Below are 26,368 nucleotides of genomic sequence, written 5' to 3'. Positions count from 1 at the left end.
GTTCCGCTGAACGTCATTCGGAGAAAGACATGACTGCGTTGTACATGATTATCGGCACCCTGGTGGCCCTGGGTGTACTGGTCACTTTCCACGAATTCGGCCACTTCTGGGTTGCCCGGCGTTGCGGTGTGAAGGTGCTGCGCTTTTCCGTAGGCTTCGGGCCTGGCCTGTTGCGCTGGCATGACCGCCATGGCACCGAGTTCGTGGTGGCGGCGATCCCCCTGGGCGGTTACGTCAAGATGCTCGACGAGCGCGAGGGCGATGTGCCCCCGGCACTGGTCGACCAATCGTTCAATCGCAAGTCGGTTCGCCAGCGCATTGCCATCGTTGCAGCGGGGCCGATTGCCAACTTCCTCCTGGCTATCGTGTTTTTCTGGGTGCTGGCGATGCTCGGCACCCAGCAGATCCGCCCGGTAATCGGTGCGGTAGAGTCCGGCAGCCTGGCAGCGTCGGCTGGGCTGGTGGCGGGGCAGGAAATCGTCTCCATCGATGGCAAACCGACCAATGGCTGGTCGGCGGTCAATTTGCAGCTGGTTCGCCGCCTTGGCGAAAGCGGAACCTTGCAAGTTGGCGTGCGCGATGAAGGCGCCAGCGCCGAACGTCAGTTGCAGGTGAAGCTTGATAGCTGGCTTAAAGGCGCAGATGAGCCCGACCCGATTCAGTCCCTCGGGCTGCGCCCTTGGCGCCCCGCGGTGCAGCCTGTGCTGGCCGAGATCGACCCCAAGGGCCCGGCTGCTGCTGCCGGCCTGAAGACCGGGGACAAGCTGCTGGCCCTTGATGGCGTTGCACTGAGCGACTGGCAGCAAGTGGTCGACAGCGTGCGCGCGCGCCCCGAGGCCAATGTGGTGGTTCGTGTAGAGCGCGATGGCGCTGCGCTGGATGTGCCGGTAACCCTGGCCCGCAAGGGTGAGGGCAAGGCTGCCGGTGGTTACCTGGGTGCCGGTGTCAAAGGCGCCGAATGGCCTGCCAGCATGCTCCGCGAGGTGAGCTACGGGCCGCTGGATGCAGTGGGCGAGGGCATCTCGCGGACCTGGAACATGAGCGTCCTGACGCTCGAATCACTGAAGAAAATGCTGTTCGGTGAGCTCTCGGTAAAAAACTTGAGCGGACCGATAACCATTGCTAAAGTGGCGGGCGCTTCAGCCCAGTCCGGCGTCGGGGATTTCCTGAATTTCCTCGCCTACCTGAGCATAAGCCTGGGGGTTCTTAACCTGCTGCCCATTCCGGTACTGGATGGGGGGCATTTGCTGTTTTACCTGGTCGAGTGGGCGCGCGGTCGTCCGCTGTCCGATCGGGTACAAGGTTGGGGGATCCAGATCGGTATCAGTTTGGTCGTAGGGGTGATGTTGCTCGCCCTGATCAACGATCTGGGTCGACTATAAAAGCTTCGCATTGCGAACCTGCCGCCCTTTCGCGGCAGGTTGTTTATTGCCAGTTGGAATAAAAGGACTTCATGAAACGTCTGCTGCTAACTGCGGTCCTCTCCGCACTGATGATCGCTGAAGTTCACGCCGAGTCCTTCACCATCTCCGATATTCGTGTCAACGGCCTGCAGCGGGTATCCGCTGGCAGCGTGTTCGGCGCCTTGCCCCTGAACGTGGGCGACCAGGCCGATGACCGGCGCCTGGTGGAGTCGACCCGTTCGCTGTTCAAGACTGGCTTCTTCCAGGACATCCAGCTGAACCGCGATGGCAATGTCCTGATCATCAACGTGGTCGAGCGCCCGTCGGTGTCGAGCATCGAGATCGAAGGCAACAAGGCGATCAGCACCGAAGACCTGATGAAGGGCCTGAAACAGTCGGGCCTGGCGGAAGGCGAGATCTTCCAGCGCGCCACCCTCGAAGGTGTGCGTAACGAACTGCAGCGCCAATATGTCGCCCAGGGCCGCTACTCGGCCGAGGTCGACGCCGAAGTGGTGCCGCAGCCGCGCAACCGCGTCGCGCTGAAAATCAAGATCAACGAAGGTACCGTCGCTGCCATCCAGCACATCAACATCGTTGGCAACACCGTGTTCGACGATGAAGAGCTGTCGCAGCTGTTCGAGCTGAAGACCACCAACTGGCTGTCGTTCTTCAAGAACGACGACAAGTATGCCCGCGAAAAACTCTCCGGTGACCTGGAGCGCCTGCGTTCCTACTACCTGGACCGCGGCTACATCAACATGGACATCGCCTCTACCCAGGTGTCGATCACCCCGGACAAGAAGCACGTCTACATCACCGTCAACGTCAACGAAGGCGAAAAGTACACCGTTCGCGACGTTAAACTGTCCGGTGACCTGAAGGTGCCGGAAGACCAGGTCAAGTCGCTGCTGCTGGTGCAGCCGGGCCAGGTATTCTCGCGCAAGGTGATGACCACCACGTCCGAGCTGATCACCCGTCGCCTGGGTAACGAAGGCTATACCTTCGCCAACGTCAACGGCGTGCCACAGCCGAACGACCAGGACCACACCGTCGACATCATGTTCGTCGTGGACCCGGGCAAGCGTGCATACGTCAACCGCATCAACTACCGCGGCAACACCAAGACCGAAGACGAAGTGCTGCGCCGCGAAATGCGCCAGATGGAAGGCGGCTGGGCGTCGACCTACCTGATCGACCAGTCCAAGACCCGTCTGGAGCGCCTGGGCTTCTTCAAGGAAGTCAACGTCGAGACCCCGCCGGTGCCAGGCACTGACGACCAGGTCGACGTCAACTACAGCGTTGAAGAGCAAGCCTCCGGTTCGATCACCGCCAGCGTCGGTTTCGCCCAGAGCGCCGGCCTGATCCTCGGTGGTTCGATCAGCCAGACCAACTTCCTCGGTACCGGTAACAAGGTCTCCATCGGCCTGACCCGTTCCGAATACCAGACCCGCTACAACTTCGGCTTCGTGGACCCCTACTTCACTGCTGACGGCGTCAGCCTGGGCTACAACGCGTTCTACCGCAGCACCGACTACGACGACCTCGACGTCGACGTGGCCAGCTATGCGGTCGACAGCCTGGGTGCGGGTGTCAGCCTCGGCTACCCGATCAGTGAAACCTCGCGCCTGACCTACGGCCTGAGCGTGCAGCAGGACAAGATCAAGACCGGCCGTTATACCGTCGACGAGATCTTCGACTTCCTCGAAGAGGAGGGCGATAGCTTCCTGAACTTCAAGGCGTCGGTCGGCTGGTCCGAATCGACCCTGAACAAAGGCGTGCTGGCTACCCGTGGTCACTCCCAGAGCCTGACCCTGGAAACCACCGTGCCGGGCAGCGACCTGTCGTTCTACAAGCTCGACTACCGCGGCCAGCTGTTCAAGCCAATCAACAATGACTACACCCTGCGCCTGCACACCGAACTGGGCTATGGTGATGGTTTCGGTGGTACTTCGGGCCTGCCGTTCTACGAGAACTACTACGCGGGTGGCTTCAACTCCGTCCGCGGCTTCAAGGACAGCAGCCTGGGGCCGCGCAGTACGCCTAGTACCGGCAAGAACCCAGGTACGATTGCCGACCCGGATCAGGATCCGCTGCCATTCGGTGGCAACGTGCTGGTGCAAGGTGGCGTCGAGCTGCTGTTCCCGCTGCCGTTCGTCAAGGACCAGCGTTCGCTGCGCACCTCCGTGTTCTGGGATGTGGGTAACGTGTTCGACACCAATTGCGGCAGCAAGCCGGATTGCGAAAAGGTCGGCTTCTCGGGCATGGCCAGTTCGGTCGGCCTGGGCGTCACCTGGATTACTGCCCTGGGCCCGTTGAGCTTCAGCCTGGCGATGCCGGTCAAGAAGCCGGACGATGCCGATACCCAGGTGTTCCAATTCTCTCTGGGCCAGACCTTCTAAGGTCGGCCCTAGCTTAATGACAACGGTTTATCCAGGAGTGCATCGTGCGTAAATTGGCTCAACTGGCCGTAGTGGCCGCGGCGCTGGTCGCCACCCCGGCGTTCGCCGAAATGAAGGTTGCCGTACTGAACTATCAGATGGCCCTGCTCGAATCCGATGCCGCCAAGAAGTACGCGGTGGATGCCGAGAAGAAATTCGGCCCGCAACTGACCAAGCTCAAAGGGCTGGAAAGCAGCGCCAAGGGCATTCAGGACCGCCTGATCAAGGGCGGCGACAAGATGGCCCAGCCAGAGCGCGAGCGCCTGGAGCTTGAATTCAAGCAAAAGGCCCGTGACTTCCAGTTCCAGTCCAAGGAACTGAACGAAGCCAAGGCCGTCGCCGACCGTGACATGCTCAAGCAGCTCAAGCCCAAGCTGGATGGCGCTGTCGAGGAAGTGATCAAGAAAGGCGGTTACGACCTGGTTCTCGAGCGCGGTGCGGTCATTGATGTCAAGCCTCAGTACGACATCACCCGCCAAGTCATCGAGCGCATGAACCAAGCCCGTTGATATGACCGTGACCATGACGCTCGGCCAGCTGGCCGAGGCCCTCGGGGCCACTCTCAAAGGCTCCGAGGCGCTGCAGATTACCGGGCTTGCCACCTTGCAGGAGGCAGGGCCCGGGCAGTTGAGCTTCCTCGCCAACCCGCAGTACCGCAAATTCCTGGATAACAGCCAGGCCGCTGCGGTGCTGCTGAAGGCTGCGGATGCCGAAAGCTTCACCGGCAACGCCCTGATCGTCGCCGACCCGTACCTGGCTTACGCGCGCATTTCCCACCTGTTCGACCCGAAACCCAAGGCTGTGGCGGGAATACATCCCAGCGCCGTGGTGGCCGAGGACGCGCAGGTCGATGCCAGTGCCAGTATCGGGCCGTTCGCGGTTATCGAGAGCGGCGCACGCATCGGCGCCAACGTGAGCATCGGCGCGCATTGCGTGATCGGTGCCCGTTGCGTGGTCGGCGAGGGCGGCTGGTTGGCGCCACGGGTCACGTTGTATCACGACGTGACCATCGGCAAGCGCGTGGTCATCCAGTCGGGCGCCGTGATCGGCGGTGAAGGCTTCGGTTTCGCCAACGAGAAAGGTGTATGGCGCAAGATTGCCCAGATCGGCGGGGTCACCATCGGTGATGACGTCGAGATCGGCGTGAATACCGCGGTAGACCGTGGTGCGCTGTCCGACACGCGGATTGCCGACGGGGTCAAGCTGGACAACCAGATCCAGATCGCACACAACGTCCAGATCGGTGAGCACACGGCCATGGCCGCCTGCGTCGGGATTTCCGGCAGCACGCGCATTGGCAAGCACTGCACCATCGCCGGCGGCGTCGGCATGGTTGGCCACATCGATGTCTGCGACAACGTATTCGTGTCCGGGATGACCATGGTGACCCGTTCTATCACCGAACCGGGCGCCTATTCTTCCGGTACTGCCATGCAGCCATTGGCTGACTGGCGCAAGAGCGCCGCGCGTATCCGCCAGCTGGATGACATGTCCAAGCGTCTCCAGCAGCTGGAAAAACGTGTCGATACCGTGACCTCAGGTGGCCAGCCGGCATCAGAAGGCTGATACCATTTCCTGAGCAAGAGTGAACAGTCGCTAGCTGGCTCCTCTTTGGATTGCAAAAGGAGCGTGTGGTCAGCACCTGCGCTCCCTATTCTTATTACAGGCTTCCCCCCGAAATGATGGACATCAACGAGATTCGCGAATACCTGCCTCACCGCTACCCGTTCCTGCTGGTAGACCGTGTGACGGATCTGGACTTCGAGGCCCAGAGCATTCGTGCCTACAAGAATGTCAGCATCAACGAGCCGTTCTTCAACGGGCATTTCCCGGAACACCCGGTAATGCCAGGCGTGCTGATCATCGAAGCCATGGCGCAGGCTGCAGGCATTCTCGGTTTCAAGATGCTCGATACCAAGCCCGCCGATGGCACGCTGTACTATTTCGTCGGTTCCGACAAACTGCGTTTCCGTCAGCCGGTATTGCCGGGCGACCAGCTGGTGCTGGAAGCGAAGTTCATCGGCCGCAAGAAGACCATCTGGAAGTTCGAGTGCCGGGCGTTGGTCGATGGCAAGCCTGTGTGCTCGGCCGAGATCACCTGTGCGGAACGTGAGCTATGAATTCGATTGATCCGCGAGCGATCATCGACCCGTCGGCCAAGCTGGCCGACGGCGTCGAGGTCGGCCCGTGGTCGATCATTGGCCCCGACGTTGAAATCGGGGAGGGTACCGTCATCGGTCCCCATGTGGTGCTGAAGGGCCCGACCCGGATCGGCAAGCACAACCGCATCTACCAGTTTTCCTCTATCGGCGAAGACACCCCTGACCTCAAGTACAAGGGTGAACCGACGCGGCTGGTGATCGGTGATCACAATGTGATCCGCGAGGGGGTGACCATCCACCGTGGCACGGTCCAGGACCGCGCGGAAACGACCCTGGGTGACCACAACCTGATCATGGCCTATGCCCATATCGGCCATGACAGCGTGATCGGCAACCATTGCATCCTGGTGAACAACACGGCGCTGGCCGGGCATGTGCACGTGGGAGACTGGGCGATCCTGTCCGGTTTCACCCTGGTGCATCAGTATTGCCACATCGGTGCCCATGCGTTTTCGGGCATGGGTACGGCGATCGGCAAGGATGTCCCGGCCTTCGTCACGGTGTTCGGCAGCCCCGCCGAGGCCCGCAGCATGAACTTCGAAGGCATGCGCCGTCGCGGTTTCAGCGACGAGGTGATCCATGCCCTGCGTCGTTCCTACAAGATCGTCTACCGTCAGGGCCTGACCGTCGAAGAGGCGATCAAGGAGCTGGACGAGCTGGCCGGCAAGCACCCCGAGGTCGACCTGTTCCGTCAGTCGATCGTGAATTCCGCCCGCGGCATCACCCGCTGACATGGCGCAGCTTTGCGTAGCCCTGGTCGCGGGTGAGGCCAGCGGCGATATTCTCGGTTCCGGCCTGATGCGCGCCTTGAAGGCGCGCCATCCCGATGTGCGTTTTATTGGTGTCGGCGGCCCGTTGATGGAAGCCGAAGGCCTGCAGTCGTATTTCCCCATGGAGCGTCTCGCGGTCATGGGCCTGGTCGAGGTACTGGGGCGCCTGCGCGAGCTGCTGAAGCGGCGCAAGGCGTTGATCCAGACCCTGATTGCCGAAAAGCCCGATGTGTTCATCGGCATCGACGCCCCTGACTTCACCCTCAATATCGAATTGAAACTGCGCCAGGCCGGTATCAAGACCGTGCATTATGTCAGCCCGTCGGTCTGGGCCTGGCGGCAGAAGCGTGTGCTCAAGATCCGTGAGGGCTGCGATCTGATGCTGACCCTGCTGCCGTTCGAGGCGCGCTTCTATGAAGAGCAGGGCGTGCCGGTGCGCTTCGTTGGCCATCCGTTGGCAGATACCATCCCATTAGAGGCTGATCGCCAGGCGGCGCGCGTTGCCCTGGGCCTGGGCGGCGGCCCGGTAGTGGCATTGATGCCGGGTAGCCGGGGGGGCGAGGTCGGCCGCCTCGGCGCGCTGTTCCTCGACGCAGCGCAGCGCCTGTGCGAACGGGTGCCGGGTGTACGCTTCGTATTGCCCTGCGCCAATGCGGCGCGGCGTGCGCAGCTCGAGCAGATGCTCGAGGGTCGTGACTTGCCCCTGACGTTGCTCGATGGCCAATCGCACCAGGCCCTGGCTGCCTGTGATGCGGTGCTTATCGCCTCCGGTACCGCTACGCTGGAGGCCATGCTGTACAAGCGCCCCATGGTCGTCGCCTACCGCCTTGCGCCGCTGACTTACTGGATACTCAAACGCCTGGTAAAAAGCCCCTACGTGTCGCTGCCCAATTTGCTGGCCCAGCGCGAGCTGGTGCCCGAGCTGCTGCAGGACGCCGCTACCAGTGAAGCCCTGGCGCAGGCCTTGGCACCGCTGGTTACCGATGGCAGCCAGCAGACCGAGCGCTTCGACGAGATCCACCGTACCCTGCGCCGCGACGCCTCCAACCAGGCGGCAGACGCGGTGCTCGCTTTGCTGAAGGACCGCTGACATGCAGATAGGACTGGACTTCAACCTGGTCGAGGAGCTGGTCGCCGGCGTCGATGAAGTTGGCCGTGGCCCGCTGTGCGGCGCGGTGGTAACGGCAGCGGTGATTCTCGACCCGGCACGCCCGATCCTGGGCCTGAATGATTCGAAAAAGCTCACCGAAGCCAAGCGCGAAGCGCTGTTCGACGAAATCTGCGAAAAAGCCCTGAGCTTTTGCATCGCCCGGGCCGAAGTGGATGAAATCGACCGGCTGAACATTCTTCACGCCACCCTGTTGGCCATGCAGCGTGCGGTCGAGGGCCTGCACATCACGCCCAAGCTCGCGCTGATCGACGGTAATCGCTGCCCCAAGCTCGCGGTGCCGGCTGCGCCAGTGGTCAAGGGCGATAGCCAGGTGCCGGCCATCGCTGCCGCGTCGATCCTGGCCAAGGTCACCCGTGACCGCGAAATGAGCGCTTTCGAGCTGATCTATCCGGGGTACGGGATTGGCGGGCACAAGGGCTACCCGACCCCGGTGCACCTTGAGGCCCTGGCGCGGCTGGGGCCTACGCCGATTCATCGGCGCTCGTTTGCGCCGGTGCGTGCCGCCTGGGAAGCCCGTGAAGGCATTACCGATTCTCTGATCTAGGCCAGCGGCCGCTTTGCGGCCCATCGCCGGCAAGCCAGCTCCCACAGGGTTCGGCGGCGACCCCGCGAAGGGGCTGCAAAGCAGCCCCAAACCCCCCTCGCATTTACGTTACAATCCCGCCTCGTCGTTCAGCACTGCTACAGGATCTTCCATGTCGGTACCCTTCGTTCACCTGCGCGTCCACTCCGAATTCTCGCTGGTAGACGGCCTGGTGCGGATCAAGCCGCTGGCCAAGGCGCTGGCGGGGATGAACATGCCGGCAGTGGCGATCACCGACCAGAGCAACATGTGCTCGCTGGTGAAGTTCTACAAGGCCGCCATGGGCGCTGGCATCAAGCCGATCTGTGGTGCCGACCTGTGGCTGGCGGGTGCCGACCCAGAGGCGCCACTGTCGCGCATCTGCTTCCTGGCCATGAACCCTGCGGGTTATCGCAATCTCACCGAGCTGATCTCGCAGGGTTGGACCGACGGCCAGCGCAACGGCCTGGTGATTCTTCAGCGTGACTGGATCGCCCCGGCCAGCGACGGGTTGATTGCCCTGTCTGCAGGCAAGGAAGGCGATATCGGCATGGCCTTGATGGCGGGCCGGGCCGACGAGGCCGAGGCGCTGCTGCACGATTGGATGGGCATGTTCCCCGATCGCTTTTACGTCGAGGTGCAGCGCACCAACCGCGCCGGTGACGAAGAGTACGTGCATGCCGCCGTGGCACTGGCCGACAAGTTCAGTGCGCCGCTGGTGGCGACCAACGATGTGCGTTTCATCAAGCAATCCGACTTTGACGCCCACGAAAGCCGCGTGTGCATTGGTGAAGGCTGGACCCTGGACGACCCGCGTCGCCCGCGGATGTACAGCGATCAGCAGTACCTCAAGAGCGCGGACGAAATGGCCGAGCTGTTCAGCGACCTGCCCGACGCCGTCGCCAACACCGTCGAAATCGCCAAGCGCTGCAACATCCAGGTGCAGCTGGGCAAGTACTTCCTGCCCGACTTCCCGACGCCCAACGGCATGGGCATCGATGACTACCTGCGCCACGTCTCCCATGAAGGGCTCGAGGAGCGCCTTGCGGTGCTCTGGCCGAAAGAGACCACGCCCAATTACGAAGAGAAGCGCCAGGTCTACCTGGACCGCCTGAAGTTCGAGCTGGACATCATCATCCAGATGGGCTTCCCCGGCTACTTCCTGATCGTGATGGACTTCATCAAATGGGCCAAGAACAACGGCGTGCCGGTAGGCCCTGGGCGGGGCTCGGGTGCCGGCTCGCTGGTGGCCTACGTATTGAAGATCACCGACCTCGACCCGCTGGCCTACGACCTGCTGTTCGAGCGTTTCCTGAACCCTGAACGGGTTTCCATGCCCGACTTCGACGTCGACTTCTGCATGGATGGGCGTGACCGGGTGATCGACTACGTGGCCGAGGCCTATGGTCGCAACGCGGTCAGCCAGATCATCACCTTCGGCACCATGGCCGCCAAGGCGGTGGTGCGCGACGTGGCGCGGGTGCAAGGCAAGTCGTATGGCCTGGCCGATCGCCTGTCGAAGATGATCCCGTTCGAAGTGGGCATGACCCTGGAGAAGGCGTACGAGCAGGAAGAGATTCTGCGCGACTTCCTCAAGGGCGATGAAGACGCCCGTGAAATCTGGGAGATGGCGCTCAAGCTGGAGGGTGTCACCCGGGGTACCGGCAAGCACGCCGGTGGCGTGGTCATCGCCCCGACCAAGCTTACCGACTTCTCGCCGATCGCCTGTGACGAAGAAGGCGGCGGCCTGGTTACCCAGTTCGACAAGGACGACGTCGAGGCCGCAGGCCTGGTCAAGTTCGACTTCCTCGGTCTGCGTACCCTGACCATCATCAAGTGGGCGATGGAGACGATCAACCGCGAGCAGGCCAAGAACAACCTGCCCGACCTGAACATCGACTTCATCCCGCTGGACGACCGCAAGACCTACGAGCTGCTGCAGAAGGCCGAAACCACGGCGGTGTTCCAGCTTGAATCGCGGGGCATGAAAGAGCTGATCAAGAAGCTCAAGCCCGACTGCCTGGAAGACCTCATCGCACTGGTGGCATTGTTCCGCCCTGGCCCGTTGCAATCGGGCATGGTGGACGACTTCATCAACCGTAAGCACGGGCGCGCCGAGCTGGCCTACCCCCACTCGGACTACCAGTACGAAGGCCTCAAACCGGTATTGGCACCAACCTACGGCATCATCCTGTATCAGGAACAGGTGATGCAGATTGCCCAGGTCATGGCCGGCTATACCCTGGGCGGCGCCGACATGCTGCGCCGAGCCATGGGCAAGAAAAAGCCCGAAGAGATGGCCAAGCAGCGCGGCGGTTTCATCGAGGGTTGTGTCGCCAACAACATCGAGGCAGACCTCGCCGGTAACATCTTCGACCTGGTAGAGAAGTTCGCCGGCTACGGCTTCAACAAATCCCACTCGGCAGCCTATGGCCTGGTCTCCTATCAGACCGCCTGGCTCAAGACTCACTACCCGGCGCCGTTCATGGCTGCGGTACTGTCGGCGGACATGCACAACACCGACAAGGTGGTGGTGCTGATCGAAGAAGTGCGCACCATGAAACTGCGCCTCGATGCACCTGACGTGAATGCCTCCGAGTTCAAGTTCACGGTCAACGACGACGGCCGCATCATCTATGGGCTGGGTGCCATCAAAGGTGTCGGTGAAGGCCCGGTGGAAGCCATCGTCGAAGCGCGCGCCCAGGGCGGGCCGTTCAAGGACTTGTTCGACTTCTGCGAGCGGGTCGACCTCAAGCGTGTCAACAAGCGGACCCTCGATGCGCTGATCCGCAGCGGGGCGCTGGACCGTCTCGGCCCGCACTTCCATGATGAGATCAAGGCGTACCACGCCAGCATCGACATCAACCGTGCGACCTTGCTGTCGGCCCTGGAAGAAGCCATCAAGGCTGCAGAACAGACCGCGCGCACGGCCGACAGCGGCCATGTCGACCTGTTTGGCGGGCTGTTCGTCGAAGCCGACTCGGATGTCTACGCCAACCACCGCAAGGTGCGCGAGCTGTCGCTCAAAGAGCGCCTGAAGGGTGAGAAAGACACCCTGGGTGTGTACCTCACCGGCCACCCGATCGATGAATACGAAGGGGAGATCCGCCGCTTCGCCCGCCAGCGGATCATCGACCTCAAGCCGTCGCGCGAAACGCAGACCATCGCCGGGATGATCATTGCCCTGCGCGTGATGAAGAACAAGAAGGGCGACAAGATGGGCTTTGTCACCCTCGATGACCGGTCAGGGCGCATCGAGGCGTCGCTGTTCGCCGATGCCTTCATGGGCGCTCAAGCGCTGTTGCAGAACGATGCCATGGTGGTGGTCGAAGGCGAGGTCAGCAATGACGACTTCTCGGGTGGCCTGCGCCTGCGCGTGAAGCAGGTGATGACCATGGAAGATGCCCGGACCAAGCTGGCCGAGAGCCTGCGCCTGAAGATCACCCACGAGGCGCTCAAGGGTGACCGCCTGAACTGGCTGGGCGAGCTGATCACCCGCCACCGCGGCGGTTGCCCGATCACCCTCGAATACACGGGCAGCGATGCCAAGGCCATGTTGCAGTTCGGCGAGCAGTGGTCGATCGACCCGGCCGATGGCCTGATTCAGGCGCTGCGTGACCAGTTCGGGCGTGAGAACGTCTTCCTGCAATATCGTTGAACCGACGAAATTTACGCTCGACCTGAATGCGCCTGATCCCTTAAGGTAGGGCGCCAAACGGATCAACCGGCCGGCCGCCTGGCCGTAGACCCAAGACGGATGACTATGAACCCGAATTTTCTCGATTTCGAACAGCCGATTGCCGACCTGCAAGCCAAGATCGAAGGGCTGCGTTTGGTGGGTAACGACAACTCGCTGAATATCAGCGATGAAATTGCCCGTCTGCAAGACAAGAGCAACACACTGACCGAAAGCATCTTCGGCAACCTGACCAGCTGGCAGATCGCCCGCCTGGCCCGCCACCCACGTCGTCCTTACACCCTGGACTACCTGGAGCACATCTTCACCGAGTTCGAAGAGCTGCACGGCGACCGCCACTTCTCCGACGACGCCGCCATCGTCGGCGGTACCGCGCGCCTGGATGGCAAGCCGGTAATGGTCATCGGCCACCAGAAGGGCCGTGAAGTGCGCGAAAAGGTTCGCCGCAACTTCGGCATGCCGCGTCCGGAAGGCTACCGCAAGGCATGCCGCCTGATGGAAATGGCCGAACGTTTCAAGATGCCGATCCTGACCTTCATCGACACCCCGGGTGCCTACCCGGGCATCGACGCCGAAGAGCGCAACCAGAGTGAAGCGATCGCCTGGAACCTGCGCGTCATGGCGCGCCTGAAAACTCCGATCATCGCCACCGTGATCGGTGAAGGTGGTTCCGGCGGTGCATTGGCCATCGGTGTGTGCGACCAGCTGAACATGCTGCAGTATTCCACCTACTCGGTGATCTCGCCGGAAGGCTGTGCCTCGATTCTGTGGAAGACGGCCGACAAGGCTGCCGACGCTGCCGAAGCCATGGGCATCACTGCCGAGCGCCTGAAGAGCCTGAACATCGTCGACAAGGTCATTCAGGAGCCGCTGGGCGGCGCCCACCGTGACCCGGCGCAGATGTCCGAAAGCATTCGCGCCGACCTGGTTGAGCAGCTGGACATGCTGGGCAAGTTCGACAATGACGCGCTGCTGGCCCGTCGTTACGAGCGCCTGATGAGCTACGGCATCTGATGTAGCCCTGGGGCCGCGTTGCGGCCCTTTTGCCGGCAAGCCGGCTTCCACATTGTCCGCTTTGTCGCCGAATAATGTGGGAGCCGGCTTGCCGGCGAAAGGGGCGCAACGCGGCCCCGGCGTTTTCGAAACTGTGAGGCTTCAATGATCAACCTCACCCCCTGGCTTAACGCCCCCGCCTGGCACATCGCCTTCTCTGGCGGCCTCGACTCCACCGTGCTCCTGCACCTGCTGGCCGACCACGCCCGCAGTCAGCAAACCCCTCCGCTGCACGCCATCCACGTTCATCACGGCCTGCAACCGGCTGCCGACGCCTGGCCAGCGCATTGCAAAGCAGTCTGCGACCGCCTGGGTATCCCGCTTACTGTCATCCACGTCCAGGTAACCCCGGGTGCCAGCCTCGAACAGGCCGCGCGCGATGCCCGCTACGCGGCTTTCAAGGGCGTGCTTGGCGCGGGCGATGTGCTGTTTACCGGCCAGCACCGTGATGACCAGGCCGAGACCCTGTTGTTACGCCTTTTGCGCGGTGCGGGCCTGCGCGGGTTGTCCGCCATGCCGGTACAGCGCCCTTTGGGGCAGGGCCAACTGGTCAGGCCGTTACTGGCGGTCTCACGCACGCAGTTGCACACCTATGCCCAAGGCCATGGGCTGGCCTGGATCGAAGACCCCTCGAACAACGACACGGCGTATGCCCGCAACTTCCTGCGCGCAGAGGTGTTCCCGTTGTTGCAACAGCGTTGGCCGCAGGCCAGCCAGAACCTTGCACGCAGTGCCGACCACCTGGGCGAGGCGCTCGGGCTGCTGGATGAGCTGGCGCAGGCCGACCTGGCCGAGGCCGGGGAGGGCGGGTGTGTTGCTTGGCCTGGCTTGGACTCGCTCGATCTGGCTACCCTCGTGGCGCTGTCGCCGGCTCGTCAGCGCAATGCCCTGCAGCACTGGCTGAGCCTGCGCACCCGTTTGCCCGACAGCCGCCATTGGGCCGGCTGGGCAGCCCTGCGCGACGCGGCAATCGATGCTCGGCCAGCCTGGCACCTGACCGACGGCAAGCTGGAGCGCAGCAACGGGCGCGTCTGGTGGTTGAGTGGTGACTGGTTGCAGCCTGTCGGCGGCGTATTGCGCTGGGAGCAACCCGATGGCCGGTTGGTGTTGCCCGGCAACGGCAGTGTGCGCCTGCAGGGCCGCCCTCAGGGTGAGTTGCACATTGCCTACCGCCAGGGGGGCGAAGTACTGAACATTCCCGGCCGCGGCAAGCGCGACTTGAAACGCCTGCTCAACGAGCTGCAAGTGCCGCACTTCGTGCGTTCGCGGCTACCGTTGCTGTACTGCGGCGAGCGCCTGCTGGCGGTGGCCAACCTGCCTGAACTGGGGCAGGCGGATTGCCAGCTGCACTGGCAGCCTCCGACGAACGCGCAAGGTTTGAGCTGAAGGGTACATTCCGGTAGACTACCCTCCCTTCTTGATACAACTTCTGTGCGTTCCTCGGAAACACGGCAGTTGCCGATTACCAAGCAGTTTTTTGCTGGGCTGATTCTGGAAATGACGAGCGAACTCCATGCCGGGGATACCCCTGGTCTGTACAGACGCGGCAGTTTTTCGAGATGCACTGTGATTGACGCGGGTGATCGGGGGCTTCGGCCTTCCTTCGCTTTCTCCGGCGGCGCTGGCCGCCTTAACGCAGACTTCTAGGGTTTTTCATGACGCGCTACATATTCGTCACGGGCGGTGTTGTTTCTTCATTGGGGAAAGGCATTGCCTCGGCTTCCCTGGCGGCCATCCTGGAAGCGCGGGGGCTCAAGGTCACCATGCTCAAGCTGGATCCGTACATCAACGTCGATCCTGGCACCATGAGTCCGTTCCAGCACGGTGAAGTATTCGTCACCCACGATGGCGCCGAGACCGACCTTGACCTGGGCCACTACGAGCGGTTCATCCGCACGACCATGACCCAGAACAACAACTTCACCACCGGCCGTATCTACGAGCACGTGCTGCGCAAGGAGCGTCGTGGTGATTACCTGGGCGCTACCATCCAGGTCATTCCGCACATCACCGACGAGATCAAGCGTCGTATCATCAAGGGCGCCGGCGATGCCGACGTGGCCCTGGTGGAAATCGGCGGTACCGTGGGCGACATCGAGTCGCAGCCGTTCCTCGAGGCGATCCGCCAGCTGCGTGTCGAAGTGGGCTCCAAGCGCGCCATGCTGATGCACCTGACCCTGGTCCCGTACATCGCCACCGCTGGCGAAACCAAGACCAAGCCGACCCAGCACTCGGTCAAGGAACTGCGCTCCATCGGCCTGCAGCCTGACGTGCTGATCTGCCGTTCCGACCACCCGGTCGATGCCTCGTCGCGCCGCAAGATCGCGTTGTTCACCAACGTCGAAGAGCGTGCGGTCATTTCCCTGGAAGACGTCGACACCATCTACAAGATTCCTGGCGTACTGCACGCACAGGGCCTGGACGACTTCGTCGTCGAGCGCTTCGGCCTGCAGTGCAATGGCGCCGACCTGTCCGAATGGGACAAAGTGGTCGATGCCAAGCTCAACCCGGAGCAGGAAGTGACCATCGCCATGGTCGGCAAGTACATGGAGCTGCTGGACGCGTACAAGTCGCTGATCGAAGCGATGAGCCACGCCGGCATCACCAACCGTACCAAGGTCAACCTGCGCTACATCGACTCCGAAGACATCGAGAACCAGGGCACCAGCCTGCTGGAAGGCGCCGATGCCATCCTGGTACCGGGCGGTTTCGGCCTGCGTGGCGTGGAAGGCAAGATCACCGCGGTGCAATACGCCCGTGAGAACAAGGTGCCGTACCTGGGTATCTGCCTGGGCATGCAGGTTGCCGTGATCGAGTTCGCCCGCAACGTGATGGGCTGGAAAGACGCCAACTCCACCGAGTTCGACCGCAACAGCGGCCACCCGGTAGTCGGCCTGATCACCGAGTGGGCCGATGCCACCGGTGCCGTCGAGACCCGTACCGAAGCTTCCGACCTGGGCGGCACCATGCGCCTGGGCGCTCAGGACTGCCAACTGGCTGCCGGTTCCAAGGTGCACGACTGCTACGGCAAGGATGTGATCACCGAGCGTCACCGTCACCGTTACGAAGTGAACAACAACCTGCTGCCGCAGTTGATGGACGCCGGCCTGGTGGTTTCCGGCCGCTCCGAAGACGGCGCGCTGGTGGAAGTGGTCGAGTCCAAGGACCACCCATGGTTCGTCGCCTGCCAGTTCCACCCGGAGTTCACCTCGACCCCGCGTGACGGCCACCCGCTGTTCAGCGGCTTCGTCAAGGCTGCCCTGGCTCAGAAGAACAAGGCCTGAGCTCAGGCTTTGATGAGTTTTCCGACGGTATAAACCGCGCAAAGCTCATTTCTCGGGTAAAGTACCGCCCGTTCTGCCCCTGACCTGCCGGTCAGGGGTTGCTTCTGCCAGGCCTGCCTGCTGCATGTCCGCCTGGTGGAAGGCAAGAATTTCCTAAAGCTGCGTTGTTTTCGTCAATTCTGGAGTGCTTACAACAATGGCAAAAATCGTCGACATCAAAGGTCGTGAAGTTCTCGATTCGCGTGGCAACCCCACCGTGGAAGCCGATGTACTGCTCGACAACGGCATCATCGGCAGCGCTTGCGCGCCGTCCGGTGCTTCCACCGGCTCGCGCGAAGCGCTGGAGCTGCGTGATGGCGACAAGAGCCGTTACCTGGGCAAGGGCGTGCTGAAAGCCGTCGGCAACATCAACGGCCCCATCCGTGAGCTGCTGCTGGGCAAGGACCCGTCCGACCAGAAGGCCCTGGACCGCGCCATGATCGAACTGGACGGTACCGAGAACAAAGCCAAGCTGGGCGCCAACGCCATCCTGGCTGTTTCCCTGGCTGCCGCCAAGGCTGCTGCCCAGGACCAGGACCTGCCGCTGTACGCGCACATTGCCAACCTGAACGGCACCCCGGGCCAGTACTCGATGCCGGTTCCGATGATGAACATCATCAACGGTGGCGAGCACGCCGACAACAACGTCGACATCCAGGAGTTCATGGTTCAGCCGGTTGGCGCCAAGACCTTCTCCGACGGCCTGCGCATGGGCACCGAGATCTTCCACCACCTCAAGGCTGTACTGAAGGCCCGTGGCCTGAACACTGCCGTGGGTGACGAAGGTGGTTTCGCCCCGAACCTGGCTTCCAACGAAGACGCGCTGGCTGCCATCGCCGAAGCCGTTGAAAAAGCCGGCTACAAGCTGGGCACCGACGTGACCCTGGCCCTGGACTGCGCGGCTTCCGAATTCTACGAAGACGGCAAGTACAACCTGTCCGGCGAAGGCAAGTCGTTCGATGCCGAAGGCTTCGCCGACTACCTGAAAGGCCTGACCGAACGTTTCCCGATCATCTCGATCGAAGACGGCCTGGACGAGTCCGACTGGGCTGGCTGGAAAATCCTCACCGACAAGATTGGCGAGAAGGTGCAACTGGTCGGTGACGACCTGTTCGTGACCAACACCAAGATCCTCAAGGAAGGCATCGAGAAGGGCATCGGTAACTCGATCCTGATCAAGTTCAACCAGATCGGCTCGCTGACCGAAACCCTGGAAGCCATCCAGATGGCGAAGGCTGCCGGCTACACCGCAGTGATCTCGCACCGTTCCGGTGAAACCGAAGATTCCACCATTGCCGACCTGGCCGTGGGTACCGCTGCTGGCCAGATCAAGACCGGTTCGCTGTGCCGTTCCGACCGCGTCTCGAAGTACAACCAGCTGCTGCGCATCGAAGAGCAACTGGGCGCCAAAGCGGTGTACCGCGGTCGTGACGAGTTTCGCGGCTAAGCAAGAGATGGTAAAAAGACAGCAGCCGAGGCTGTCGGAACTTTCGCTCTGAAATTTCTGACGCTTCATGCGGGTTTCTGTCAACGAAGCCTGGCCTCGGCCAGGCTTCGTGCTATTTGAGGCCTGCCTATAGCTGGCGGTCTTTTTAACCTGGATACCTTGATGCGCAGTCCCTATTGGTTGTTTCTTGTCCTGCTCCTGCTGCTGGGTGGCCTGCAGTACCGCCTGTGGGTGGGTAACGGCAGCCTGGCGCAAGTGGCCGAGCTCAAGCAGCAGATCGACGAGCAGCATGCCGAGAACGAGCGGCTGCTGGAGCGTAATCGCGTGCTCGACGCCGAGGTGCTGGAGTTGAAGAAAGGCATGGAGACCGTCGAAGAGCGGGCTCGTCATGAACTGGGAATGGTCAAAGAGGGCGAGACCCTCTTCCAGCTGCCGCAAAAATGATGAATACCCTGCCGGCTTTCTGGGCCGTGATTCCTGCTGCGGGTGTAGGTGCCCGCATGGCTGCCGACCGCCCCAAGCAATATCTGCAATTGGCTGGGCAGACACTTCTCGAGCATAGCCTCGACTGTTTTCTTGGCCATCCCACGCTAAAAGGCGTAGTGGTCAGCGTTGCCGAAGATGACCCTTACTGGCCTGGCTTGCGCTGCGCCAGCGATCCGCGCATCCAGCGTGCGTCAGGTGGGCGCGAGCGCGCCGACTCCGTCCTCAATGCCCTGTTGCTGCTGCATGCGCAGGGTGCTGCTGACGATGACTGGGTGCTGGTGCACGATGCGGCGCGGCCGAACCTGGCGCGTACGGATCTGGACCGTTTGCTGTCGGAACTGGCTGACGACCCGGTAGGTGGGCTGCTGGCTGTGCCTGCACGCGACACCCTGAAGCGGGCGGATGCCAATGGGCGAGTCAGTGCCACCGTGGATCGCAGCACTGTCTGGCAGGCCTACACGCCGCAGATGTTCCGCCTGGGCGCGTTGCATCGGGCCTTGGCCGAGTGCCTGGTTTCCGACGTGGTTGTCACCGATGAAGCTTCGGCCATCGAGTGGTCCGGCCAGGCGCCGCGGCTGATCGAGGGGCGCAGCGATAACATCAAGGTAACCCGGCCGGAAGACCTTGAGTGGCTGCGCCAGCGTTGGGCGGGGCGCGGTTGAGATCGCCGGGTCCACTGCGTGGCCCAATCGCCGGCAAGCCGGCTCCCACAGATGAAGTGCAGTGTCCGAACGCTGTGTTGTCCCAGTGGGAGCCGGCTTGCCGGCGATTGGGCCGCAAAGCGGACCCGGCACACTGTCAGGCCACCCGATACGCCGGCATCCCCGCCAACCCTTCCTTCAGATAATCCACCAGCCGCCGAACCTTGGGCGACAGGTGCCGCTGCTGTGGATACAACGCCCACACTGCTGTATTGGGCGGCTGATGCGCCTCCAGCAACGACACCAGCGCACCGCTGTTCAGGTGCTCCAGCACGTAGTAGTCCGGCAGCTGGCACAACCCCATCCCCAGCAAGGCTGCATCCAGCACCGCCTGCCCGCTGTTGCAGCGCCAGTTGCCCTGCACCCGCTGGCTGATCTCACGGCCGTCCTGTTGCAGCGCCCATAAGTCGGAACTGCCCACCAGGCAATTGTGCCGGGCCAGCTCGGACAGGCTGTGCGGGCGGCCATAACGCTCCAGGTAAGCGGGCGAGGCGCACAGGTACATGCGCCGCGGCGCCAAACGTGTGGCCACCAGCCGGGAGTCGGCGAGCCGCCCCAGGCGGATCGCCAGGTCCATGCCTTCGTGCAGCAAGTCCAGGGTACGGTTGCTGAGCTCCACTTCAACCCGCAGCTGCGGGTACAGCGCCATGAAGCGTGTCACCAGCGGCACGATGAAGCGTTCGCCATACGCCACGGCGCAGGTCATCCGCAGCAGGCCTTTCGGCTCGCTGGCCAGGTCACCCATGGCCCGCAGCGCCTCCTCGCGGCCGTCCTGCAGGCGCTGGCAGTGCTGCAGGAAGGTCTGCCCGGCTTCACTCAAGGTCACCCGGCGGGTGCTGCGGTACAGAAGGCGGGTCTGCAGGCGCTCTTCCAGGCGAGCGATCTGCCGGCTGATGTGCGATGACGAGACACCCATGCGTTCCGCCGCTGCGGTGAACTGACCCGATTCCGCTACCGCGACGAATTCGTCGATGCCCTCCCAGCGGTTGCTCATTGATTGTCCCTGTGCAGCAATAATGTTTTGCCTTTGCCTGGATTATTCATCAAAAGCACGTGAATTACACTGTTGGACTGAATCGACCCTCTGTTTGGAGACCTTTGATGATCAAGTCCCGTGCTGCCGTTGCCTTCGAGGCCAAGAAACCCCTGGAAATCGTCGAAGTGGACGTGGCCATGCCCAAGGCTGGCGAAGTGCTGCTGCGCGTGGTTGCCAGCGGTGTCTGCCACACCGACGCCTATACCCTCTCGGGTGCCGACCCGGAGGGTATCTTCCCGTCGATCCTTGGCCATGAAGGTGGTGCGATCGTCGAGGCAGTAGGCGAGGGCGTTACCTCGGTGGCTGTCGGTGATCACGTGATCCCGCTGTACACCCCGGAATGTGGCCAGTGCAAATTCTGCCGCTCCGGCAAGACCAACCTGTGCCAGGCCATCCGCGCCACCCAGGGCAAGGGCCTGATGCCGGACGGCACTACCCGTTTTTCCTACAAGGGCCAGCAGCTGTTCCACTACATGGGCACCTCGACCTTCTCCGAGTACACCGTGCTGCCGGAAATTTCCGTAGCCAAGATCCAGAAGGAAGCACCGCTGGAGAAAGTCTGCCTGCTCGGTTGCGGCGTCACTACCGGCATCGGCGCGGTGATCAACACCGCCAAGGTCAAGCCGGGTGACACCGTGGCCATCTTCGGCCTGGGCGGCATCGGCCTGTCGGCGATCATCGGCGCAGTCAAGGCCAAGGCCTCGCGCATCATCGCCATCGACATCAACCCGGCCAAGTTCGAGATCGCCCGCCAGTTGGGGGCCACCGACTGCATCAACCCGAAGGAGTACGACCGCCCGATCCAGGAAGTGATCGTCGACCTCACCGACGGCGGCGTGGACTTCTCCTTCGAGTGCATCGGCAATGTGCAGCTGATGCGCGCGGCCCTGGAGTGCTGCCACAAAGGTTGGGGTGAATCGGTGATCATCGGTGTCGCCGGTGCCGGCCAGGAAATCGCTACCCGTCCGTTCCAGCTGGTGACCGGCCGCGTCTGGCGCGGTTCTGCCTTCGGTGGCGTGCGCGGCCGTAGCGAGTTGCCAAGCTATGTGGACATGGCCGAGAAAGGCGAGATTCCGCTGGACACCTTCATCACCCACACCATGGGCCTGGAGGACATCAACAAAGCCTTCGACCTGATGCATGAAGGCAAGAGCATCCGCAGCGTGATCCACTTCTGAGGTCTGCCATGAGCCTGGATAACATCTCCTGCCAGAAGAGCTTCGGCGGCTGGCACAAGCGTTACCGGCATCACTCCAAGGTGCTGGGCTGCGACATGGTCTTTGCCGTCTACCTGCCGCCGCAGGCAGAGCAGGGCGAGAAGCTGCCGGTGCTGTACTGGCTCAGCGGCCTGACCTGCACCGATGAGAACTTCATGCAGAAGGCGGGCGCCCAGCGCCTGGCTGCCGAGCTTGGCCTGATCATCGTCGCACCCGACACCAGCCCGCGTGGCGAGCAGGTGCCGGGCGACCCTGAGGGTGCCTGGGACTTCGGCCTGGGGGCGGGGTTCTACCTCAATGCCACCCAGCAGCCCTGGGCACAGCATTACCGCATGCATGACTATGTGGTGGACGAGTTGCCGGCGCTGATCGAGGCGCACTTCCCGGCCTCGGATCAGCGCAGCATCAGTGGCCACTCGATGGGCGGGCATGGTGCGCTGGTCTGTGCGCTGCGCAACCCGGGGCGCTACCGGTCGGTCTCAGCGTTTTCGCCGATCAGCAACCCAATGGATTGCCCATGGGGCGAAAAGGCCTTCAGCCGTTACCTGGGTGAAGACCGCGCGCGTTGGCGTGAGTGGGATGCCAGCGTGCTGCTGGCCGAGACGCCGGCTGGCGAGTGTCCGCCATTGCTGGTGGATCAGGGCGACCGTGATGACTTCCTCGAAAAGCAGCTCAAGCCCGAGGCGCTGGAGCAGGCGGCACGCAAGGGTGGGCATGCGTTCAGCCTGCGCTTGCAGCCTGGCTATGACCACAGCTACTACTTCATCGCCAGCTTCATCGACGACCATCTGCGCCATCACGCAGCGGCACTGGGGCGGGTTTAACGATCCGGTCCAAAAGCCGCCCAACCACCTGCAAAGCAGGTAGAATCACGCCCTGACTCAATCAGGGCGTTTTTCTATGCGTATTGGCCACGGCTACGATGTGCACCGTTTCTGCGACGGTGATTTCATTACCCTGGGTGGGGTGCGTATCACCCACAAATACGGCCTCCTGGCCCATTCCGATGGTGACGTGCTGTTGCATGCCTTGAGCGATGCCTTGCTCGGCGCGGCGGCATTGGGCGATATCGGCAAGCACTTCCCCGACACCGACCCCCAGTTCAAGGGGGCCGACAGCCGCGTGCTGCTGCGCCATGTGGTCGGCATCGTCCAGGCCAAGGGCTGGAAAGTCGGCAACGTCGACGCCACCATCGTTGCCCAGGCACCGAAAATGGCCCCGCATATCGAGACCATGCGCCAACTGATCGCCGAAGACCTTCAGGCCGAGCTTGATCAGGTCAACGTCAAGGCCACCACCACCGAGAAGCTGGGTTTCACCGGCCGTGAGGAGGGGATTGCCGTGCACGCTGTCGCCCTGCTGCTGCCCGCATGACCGAACTGGAACTGCTGGGCCCGCGTGCATCGGGTGAACCACTGGGTACTGCGGTGCTCAAGGCTGTCGCGCAAGACTTTCAGGTCGACGAAGTGCTGGACATTCCGTTATCCGGTCAAGGCGAGCACCTGTGGCTGTGGGTCGAGAAGCGTGACCTCAACACCGAAGAGGCAGCCCGCCGGCTGGCACGTGCCGCAGGTGTGCCGGTGCGTTCGATCAGCTATGCCGGCCTCAAGGACCGGCAGGCGCTGACCCGTCAGTGGTTCAGCCTGCACCTGCCGGGCAAGGCCGACCCCGACCTGGCGCGTGCCGAGGATGCCACCCTGCGCGTGCTCAAGCAGGTGCGCCACTCGCGCAAGCTGCAGCGTGGCGCCCATTCGGCCAATGGCTTTACCCTGCGCCTGACCGCGCTGGCGGCCGACCACCAGGCCCTCGATGCCCGCCTGGAGGCCCTCAAGCAGGACGGTGTACCGAATTATTTCGGCAGCCAGCGCTTCGGCTTTGGCGGCGGCAACGTTCAGGATGCCCAGGACTGGGCTGCGCGCGAGGCCCTGCCAGAGCAGCGCAACGTGCGCTCGCGGCTGCTTTCTGCCGCGCGCAGTTATGTGTTCAACCAGGTACTGGCCGCCCGGGTTGCCGACGGCAGCTGGCAGCGCGCCCAGGTCGGTGACCTGTTGGCGTTCACCGATAGCCGCAGTTTCTTCCCGGCGGGCGAGCTGGAATGTTCCGATCCGCGCCTGGGTATTCTCGACTTGCATCCCACCGGCCCGATGTGGGGCGAAGGCCCTTCGCCCACAGCCGGCGCGGCCTTGGCCCTGGAGTCGGCGGTCGCCGAGCAGCATCCGGCATTGTGCCAATGGCTCGCCAATGCGGGCATGAGTCACGAACGGCGTATCCTGCGGCTCCCTATTGGCGGGCTGACGTGGCATTATCCCGAGCCTGATATCCTGCAACTGGAATTCGTCCTCCCGGCCGGATGCTTCGCCACCGTGGTGGTGCGCGAACTCGTCGATCTGGTGCCGGCAGGGCAGACGGACAGCCCATGCGTATTCTGATTTCGAATGATGACGGTGTTACGGCACCAGGCCTGGCCGCGCTGCATGGCGCGCTGGCGGATTATGCCGAGTGCGTGGTAATCGCCCCGGACCAGGACAAGAGCGGCGCCAGCAGTTCGCTGACGCTGGACCGGCCGCTGCATCCGCAGACGCTGGCCAACGGTTTCATCAGCCTCAATGGCACGCCCACCGATTGCGTGCACCTGGGGCTCAATGGCCTGCTGCCGGAACCGCCCGACATGGTCGTTTCGGGGATCAACCTGGGGGCCAACCTGGGTGATGACGTGATCTATTCCGGTACGGTTGCCGCCGCGCTGGAAGGGCGCTTCCTGGGCGGCACGTCGCTGGCGTTTTCGCTGTTGTCGCGCTTGCCTGACAATCTGCCGACAGCGGCCTTCATCGCCCGCCGCCTGGTGGAGGCGCAGCCGCGTCTGCAGCTGCCCCCGCGCACCGTGCTCAACGTCAACATTCCCAACCTGCCGCTGGAGCACATCCGCGGCATCCAGCTCACCCGCCTCGGTCACCGGGCCCGGGCGGCAGCGCCGACCAAGGTGGTCAACCCGCGCGGCAAAGAGGGCTACTGGATTGCCGTGGCGGGTGATGCCGAGGACGGCGGGCCGGGTACCGACTTCCACGCGGTGATGCAGGGCTACGTTTCGATTACCCCGCTGCAGCTGGACCGCACCTTCAACGATGCCTTCGAACAGCTCGACGGTTGGCTGGAGGGCCTGCTCTGATGCGCGAACAGGACGATCTGCAGCGCCGCGGTATTGGCATGACCTCCCAGCGTACCCGGGAGCGGCTGATTCAGCGCCTGTGCGAGGAGGGCGTATCGAACCCCAAGGTGCTCGATGCCATCCGCCGTACGCCGCGCCACCTGTTCGTCGACGAGGCGCTCGCCCACCGCGCCTACGAAGACACCGCGTTGCCAATCGGGCACAACCAGACGATCTCCCAGCCGTTCATGGTCGCACACATGAGCGAACTGCTGCTGGAAGCAGGGGCGCTGGACAAGGTGCTGGAGATTGGCACAGGTTCCGGCTACCAGACGGCGATCCTTGCCCAATTGGTCGAGCGGGTGTTCTCGGTGGAGCGCATCAAGGTGCTGCAGGATCGCGCCAAGGAGCGCCTGGTCGAGCTGAATCTGCGCAATGTGGTGTTTCGCTGGGGGGACGGTTGCGATGGCTGGCAGGCGCTGGCGCCCTACAATGCCATTATCGTCACCGCTGTAGCGCCGGAAGTGCCGCAGGCTCTGCTTGACCAGCTGGCACCGGGCGGCCGCATGGTGATCCCGGTTGGGCCGGCCGGGGAGGTTCAGCAACTGATGCTGATCGTCCGCGAAGAGCACGGTTTCTCTCGGCGCGTGCTGGGCGCCGTGCGCTTCGTGCCGCTGCTCAATGGTCCGTTGGCCTGAGCGACAGGGAATATTTGCGGCGACGACGAATTCTTGCCGTTCGGCCCTGTCTATCTGGCGGGGTATCCCGGCTCTTCAGTGAGCCTTTTGCAGCGAGCCTGCCAATGCAGTGGCGCTCGGTTATAATTGCAACATTATTGCATTTCATATCGTATTATCGATTTTCGGCACCATGAGGGGAGCGCGGGTGGGGCACACAGTCATTCGGCAGCGCAAGGATTGGGCGGGTTTCAAGCTTCTGGTGATTGCTTTGGCCATGGGCACCCTGCTGACGGGTTGCTCCAGCACCAGCTCGAGCGGCGCACGCGTGGTCGATCGCAACACGTCGGCGCCCAAGCGGCCGACGGTGACTTCCGGCCAATATGTGGTCAAGCCTGGCGACACCCTGTTCTCAATCGCTTTCCGTTACGGGTGGGATTACAAGGAGCTGGCGGCACGCAACGGCATCCCCGCTCCCTATACCATTCGCCCCGGTCAGGCGATCCGCTTCAGCAGCGGCTCGACTGGCAGTACCACGGTAGTTTCCAACCCGTCGTCCTCGAGCAAGACAACGGTCATTCGTCGCCCTGTTGGAACAGCTATTGCCCCGCCCGCCAGCGGCGGAAAAGCGACGCCAAATTCGCCAACCACGCCTGCGCCGGTGGTTACCACGGTGCCCGCCGCAGAGCGGGCGGTGGGCGGCTGGACCTGGCCTGCCAACGGTGTGCTGATTGGAAAATTCGCTTCAAACGGTAGTTTGAATAAAGGCATTGATATCGCCGGTGATTTGGGACAGCCTGTTTTTGCTGCGTCTGATGGTGCGGTGGTCTACGCCGGGAGTGGCTTGAGGGGCTACGGCGAGCTGATCATCATCAAGCACAGCGATACCTATGTCAGTGCCTACGGCCATAACCGCAGGCTGTTGGTTCGGGAGGGGCAGCAGGTCAAGGCAGGGCAGTCGATTGCTGAAATGGGGTCCACGGGCACTGATAGGGTGAAGCTGCATTTCGAGATTCGCCGCCAGGGCAAACCCGTCGATCCACTCCAGTTCCTGCCACGCCGTTGATTGTTGTACCCGGC

At 62.7% G+C, this 26,368-nt stretch carries 23 protein-coding genes; 22 read left to right on the top strand and 1 reads right to left on the bottom strand.

From position 1 onward, the window contains the following. Positions 1-29 precede the first annotated feature (29 nt). The 15 genes from rseP (at position 30) to ispD (ending at position 19,174) form a co-directional block, all read left to right on the top strand. Positions 30-1,382, top strand: coding sequence for an RIP metalloprotease RseP (gene rseP, locus ABEH27_RS01105; RefSeq protein ID WP_346611790.1), 1,353 nt, complete (start codon positions 30-32; stop codon positions 1,380-1,382). Positions 1,383-1,453: 71 nt separating this feature from the next. After that, entirely contained in the window at positions 1,454-3,802 is a 2,349-nt protein-coding gene (gene bamA / locus ABEH27_RS01100; RefSeq protein WP_346611789.1) for an outer membrane protein assembly factor BamA, read from the top strand. Between the two features lie 44 nt (positions 3,803-3,846). Continuing rightward, complete coding sequence (locus ABEH27_RS01095; protein WP_167069119.1) at positions 3,847-4,350, top strand: OmpH family outer membrane protein; 504 nt, start codon at positions 3,847-3,849, stop codon at positions 4,348-4,350. Between the two features lies 1 nt (position 4,351). Then, the gene (gene lpxD / locus ABEH27_RS01090; RefSeq protein WP_346611788.1) at positions 4,352-5,407 is read left to right on the top strand and encodes a UDP-3-O-(3-hydroxymyristoyl)glucosamine N-acyltransferase; all 1,056 of its coding nucleotides are present in this window, start codon (positions 4,352-4,354) and stop codon (positions 5,405-5,407) included. Between the two features lie 113 nt (positions 5,408-5,520). Further along, the gene (fabZ, locus tag ABEH27_RS01085; RefSeq protein WP_346611787.1) at positions 5,521-5,961 is read left to right on the top strand and encodes a 3-hydroxyacyl-ACP dehydratase FabZ; all 441 of its coding nucleotides are present in this window, start codon (positions 5,521-5,523) and stop codon (positions 5,959-5,961) included. Then, positions 5,958-6,734 (top strand): acyl-ACP--UDP-N-acetylglucosamine O-acyltransferase, encoded by a 777-nt coding sequence (gene lpxA, locus ABEH27_RS01080; protein WP_346611786.1) that lies wholly within the window; start codon positions 5,958-5,960, stop codon positions 6,732-6,734. Before fabZ ends, lpxA begins: the two co-directional genes overlap by 4 nt. Position 6,735: 1 nt before the next feature. Then, entirely contained in the window at positions 6,736-7,863 is a 1,128-nt protein-coding gene (gene lpxB, locus ABEH27_RS01075; protein WP_346611785.1) for a lipid-A-disaccharide synthase, read from the top strand. A 1-nt stretch (position 7,864) separates the two neighbouring features. Next, complete coding sequence (gene rnhB, locus ABEH27_RS01070; RefSeq protein ID WP_346611784.1) at positions 7,865-8,488, top strand: ribonuclease HII; 624 nt, start codon at positions 7,865-7,867, stop codon at positions 8,486-8,488. Positions 8,489-8,639: 151 nt separating this feature from the next. Continuing rightward, entirely contained in the window at positions 8,640-12,164 is a 3,525-nt protein-coding gene (dnaE, locus tag ABEH27_RS01065) for a DNA polymerase III subunit alpha (RefSeq protein ID WP_346611783.1), read from the top strand. Between the two features lie 105 nt (positions 12,165-12,269). Continuing rightward, complete coding sequence (locus ABEH27_RS01060; protein WP_346611782.1) at positions 12,270-13,217, top strand: acetyl-CoA carboxylase carboxyltransferase subunit alpha; 948 nt, start codon at positions 12,270-12,272, stop codon at positions 13,215-13,217. Positions 13,218-13,361: 144 nt separating this feature from the next. After that, positions 13,362-14,642 (top strand): tRNA lysidine(34) synthetase TilS, encoded by a 1,281-nt coding sequence (gene tilS, locus ABEH27_RS01055; protein WP_346611781.1) that lies wholly within the window; start codon positions 13,362-13,364, stop codon positions 14,640-14,642. A gap of 269 nt (positions 14,643-14,911) precedes the next feature. Continuing rightward, the gene (locus ABEH27_RS01050) at positions 14,912-16,540 is read left to right on the top strand and encodes a CTP synthase (RefSeq protein ID WP_346611780.1); all 1,629 of its coding nucleotides are present in this window, start codon (positions 14,912-14,914) and stop codon (positions 16,538-16,540) included. A gap of 196 nt (positions 16,541-16,736) precedes the next feature. Continuing rightward, positions 16,737-18,026: a phosphopyruvate hydratase gene (eno, locus tag ABEH27_RS01045; RefSeq protein WP_346611779.1), complete on the top strand. Its 1,290-nt coding sequence runs from the start codon at positions 16,737-16,739 to the stop codon at positions 18,024-18,026. 162 nt (positions 18,027-18,188) lie between these two features. Further along, positions 18,189-18,470 (top strand): cell division protein FtsB, encoded by a 282-nt coding sequence (gene ftsB, locus ABEH27_RS01040; protein ID WP_023534037.1) that lies wholly within the window; start codon positions 18,189-18,191, stop codon positions 18,468-18,470. Beyond that, positions 18,467-19,174, top strand: a complete 708-nt coding sequence (gene ispD, locus ABEH27_RS01035) for a 2-C-methyl-D-erythritol 4-phosphate cytidylyltransferase (protein ID WP_346611778.1) — start codon at positions 18,467-18,469, stop codon at positions 19,172-19,174. The genes ftsB and ispD overlap by 4 nt, the downstream gene beginning before the upstream one ends. A 136-nt stretch (positions 19,175-19,310) precedes the next feature. Here the strand turns inward: ispD and ABEH27_RS01030 are convergent, their stop codons facing one another. Beyond that, complete coding sequence (locus tag ABEH27_RS01030; protein WP_346611777.1) at positions 19,311-20,207, bottom strand: LysR substrate-binding domain-containing protein; 897 nt, start codon at positions 20,205-20,207, stop codon at positions 19,311-19,313. A 107-nt stretch (positions 20,208-20,314) separates the two neighbouring features. Between ABEH27_RS01030 and ABEH27_RS01025 the strand changes: the two genes are divergently transcribed. From ABEH27_RS01025 to ABEH27_RS00995, 7 genes are all read left to right on the top strand, one after another. After that, entirely contained in the window at positions 20,315-21,427 is a 1,113-nt protein-coding gene (locus tag ABEH27_RS01025; protein ID WP_346611776.1) for an S-(hydroxymethyl)glutathione dehydrogenase/class III alcohol dehydrogenase, read from the top strand. 8 nt (positions 21,428-21,435) lie between these two features. After that, positions 21,436-22,290 carry an S-formylglutathione hydrolase gene (gene fghA, locus ABEH27_RS01020; protein WP_346611775.1) on the top strand — a complete coding sequence of 285 codons (855 nt, stop codon included), beginning with the start codon at positions 21,436-21,438 and terminating at the stop codon, positions 22,288-22,290. Between the two features lie 76 nt (positions 22,291-22,366). Then, complete coding sequence (gene ispF, locus ABEH27_RS01015; protein WP_346611774.1) at positions 22,367-22,840, top strand: 2-C-methyl-D-erythritol 2,4-cyclodiphosphate synthase; 474 nt, start codon at positions 22,367-22,369, stop codon at positions 22,838-22,840. Next, positions 22,837-23,895, top strand: coding sequence for a tRNA pseudouridine(13) synthase TruD (gene truD / locus ABEH27_RS01010; protein WP_346611773.1), 1,059 nt, complete (start codon positions 22,837-22,839; stop codon positions 23,893-23,895). Before ispF ends, truD begins: the two co-directional genes overlap by 4 nt. Next, the gene (surE, locus tag ABEH27_RS01005; protein ID WP_346611772.1) at positions 23,883-24,632 is read left to right on the top strand and encodes a 5'/3'-nucleotidase SurE; all 750 of its coding nucleotides are present in this window, start codon (positions 23,883-23,885) and stop codon (positions 24,630-24,632) included. Before truD ends, surE begins: the two co-directional genes overlap by 13 nt. Before the next feature lie 38 nt (positions 24,633-24,670). Then, a complete protein-coding gene (locus ABEH27_RS01000; protein WP_346612067.1) occupies positions 24,671-25,309 on the top strand; it encodes a protein-L-isoaspartate(D-aspartate) O-methyltransferase in 639 nt (212 codons plus the stop codon). Positions 25,310-25,496: 187 nt separating this feature from the next. Continuing rightward, positions 25,497-26,354 (top strand): peptidoglycan DD-metalloendopeptidase family protein, encoded by an 858-nt coding sequence (locus tag ABEH27_RS00995; protein WP_346612066.1) that lies wholly within the window; start codon positions 25,497-25,499, stop codon positions 26,352-26,354. Positions 26,355-26,368 lie beyond the last annotated feature (14 nt).

It is taken from the genome of Pseudomonas sp. P39-UII1 (assembly GCF_039672635.1).
Classification (GTDB): domain Bacteria; phylum Pseudomonadota; class Gammaproteobacteria; order Pseudomonadales; family Pseudomonadaceae; genus Aquipseudomonas.
The sequence above is the reverse complement of the archived record's forward strand: the minus strand, read 5'-3'. Positions and strand labels throughout refer to the sequence as shown.

Excerpts from the sequence above, each read along its gene's own strand:
- ABEH27_RS01000 (WP_346612067.1), top strand. The coding sequence starts at position 24,671 with ATGACCTCCCAGCGTACCCGGGAGCGGCTGATTCAGCGCCTGTGCGAG.
- fghA (WP_346611775.1), top strand. The coding sequence starts at position 21,436 with ATGAGCCTGGATAACATCTCCTGCCAGAAGAGCTTCGGCGGCTGGCAC.
- truD (WP_346611773.1), top strand. The coding sequence starts at position 22,837 with ATGACCGAACTGGAACTGCTGGGCCCGCGTGCATCGGGTGAACCACTG.
- rseP (WP_346611790.1), top strand. The coding sequence starts at position 30 with ATGACTGCGTTGTACATGATTATCGGCACCCTGGTGGCCCTGGGTGTA.
- bamA (WP_346611789.1), top strand. The coding sequence starts at position 1,454 with ATGAAACGTCTGCTGCTAACTGCGGTCCTCTCCGCACTGATGATCGCT.
- ABEH27_RS01060 (WP_346611782.1), top strand. The coding sequence starts at position 12,270 with ATGAACCCGAATTTTCTCGATTTCGAACAGCCGATTGCCGACCTGCAA.
- ABEH27_RS01030 (WP_346611777.1), bottom strand. The coding sequence starts at position 20,207 with ATGAGCAACCGCTGGGAGGGCATCGACGAATTCGTCGCGGTAGCGGAA.
- surE (WP_346611772.1), top strand. The coding sequence starts at position 23,883 with ATGCGTATTCTGATTTCGAATGATGACGGTGTTACGGCACCAGGCCTG.
- fabZ (WP_346611787.1), top strand. The coding sequence starts at position 5,521 with ATGATGGACATCAACGAGATTCGCGAATACCTGCCTCACCGCTACCCG.
- eno (WP_346611779.1), top strand. The coding sequence starts at position 16,737 with ATGGCAAAAATCGTCGACATCAAAGGTCGTGAAGTTCTCGATTCGCGT.
- ispD (WP_346611778.1), top strand. The coding sequence starts at position 18,467 with ATGATGAATACCCTGCCGGCTTTCTGGGCCGTGATTCCTGCTGCGGGT.
- ftsB (WP_023534037.1), top strand. The coding sequence starts at position 18,189 with ATGCGCAGTCCCTATTGGTTGTTTCTTGTCCTGCTCCTGCTGCTGGGT.
- lpxA (WP_346611786.1), top strand. The coding sequence starts at position 5,958 with ATGAATTCGATTGATCCGCGAGCGATCATCGACCCGTCGGCCAAGCTG.
- ispF (WP_346611774.1), top strand. The coding sequence starts at position 22,367 with ATGCGTATTGGCCACGGCTACGATGTGCACCGTTTCTGCGACGGTGAT.
- ABEH27_RS01025 (WP_346611776.1), top strand. The coding sequence starts at position 20,315 with ATGATCAAGTCCCGTGCTGCCGTTGCCTTCGAGGCCAAGAAACCCCTG.
- lpxD (WP_346611788.1), top strand. The coding sequence starts at position 4,352 with ATGACCGTGACCATGACGCTCGGCCAGCTGGCCGAGGCCCTCGGGGCC.
- dnaE (WP_346611783.1), top strand. The coding sequence starts at position 8,640 with ATGTCGGTACCCTTCGTTCACCTGCGCGTCCACTCCGAATTCTCGCTG.
- ABEH27_RS01050 (WP_346611780.1), top strand. The coding sequence starts at position 14,912 with ATGACGCGCTACATATTCGTCACGGGCGGTGTTGTTTCTTCATTGGGG.
- lpxB (WP_346611785.1), top strand. The coding sequence starts at position 6,736 with ATGGCGCAGCTTTGCGTAGCCCTGGTCGCGGGTGAGGCCAGCGGCGAT.
- tilS (WP_346611781.1), top strand. The coding sequence starts at position 13,362 with ATGATCAACCTCACCCCCTGGCTTAACGCCCCCGCCTGGCACATCGCC.
- rnhB (WP_346611784.1), top strand. The coding sequence starts at position 7,865 with ATGCAGATAGGACTGGACTTCAACCTGGTCGAGGAGCTGGTCGCCGGC.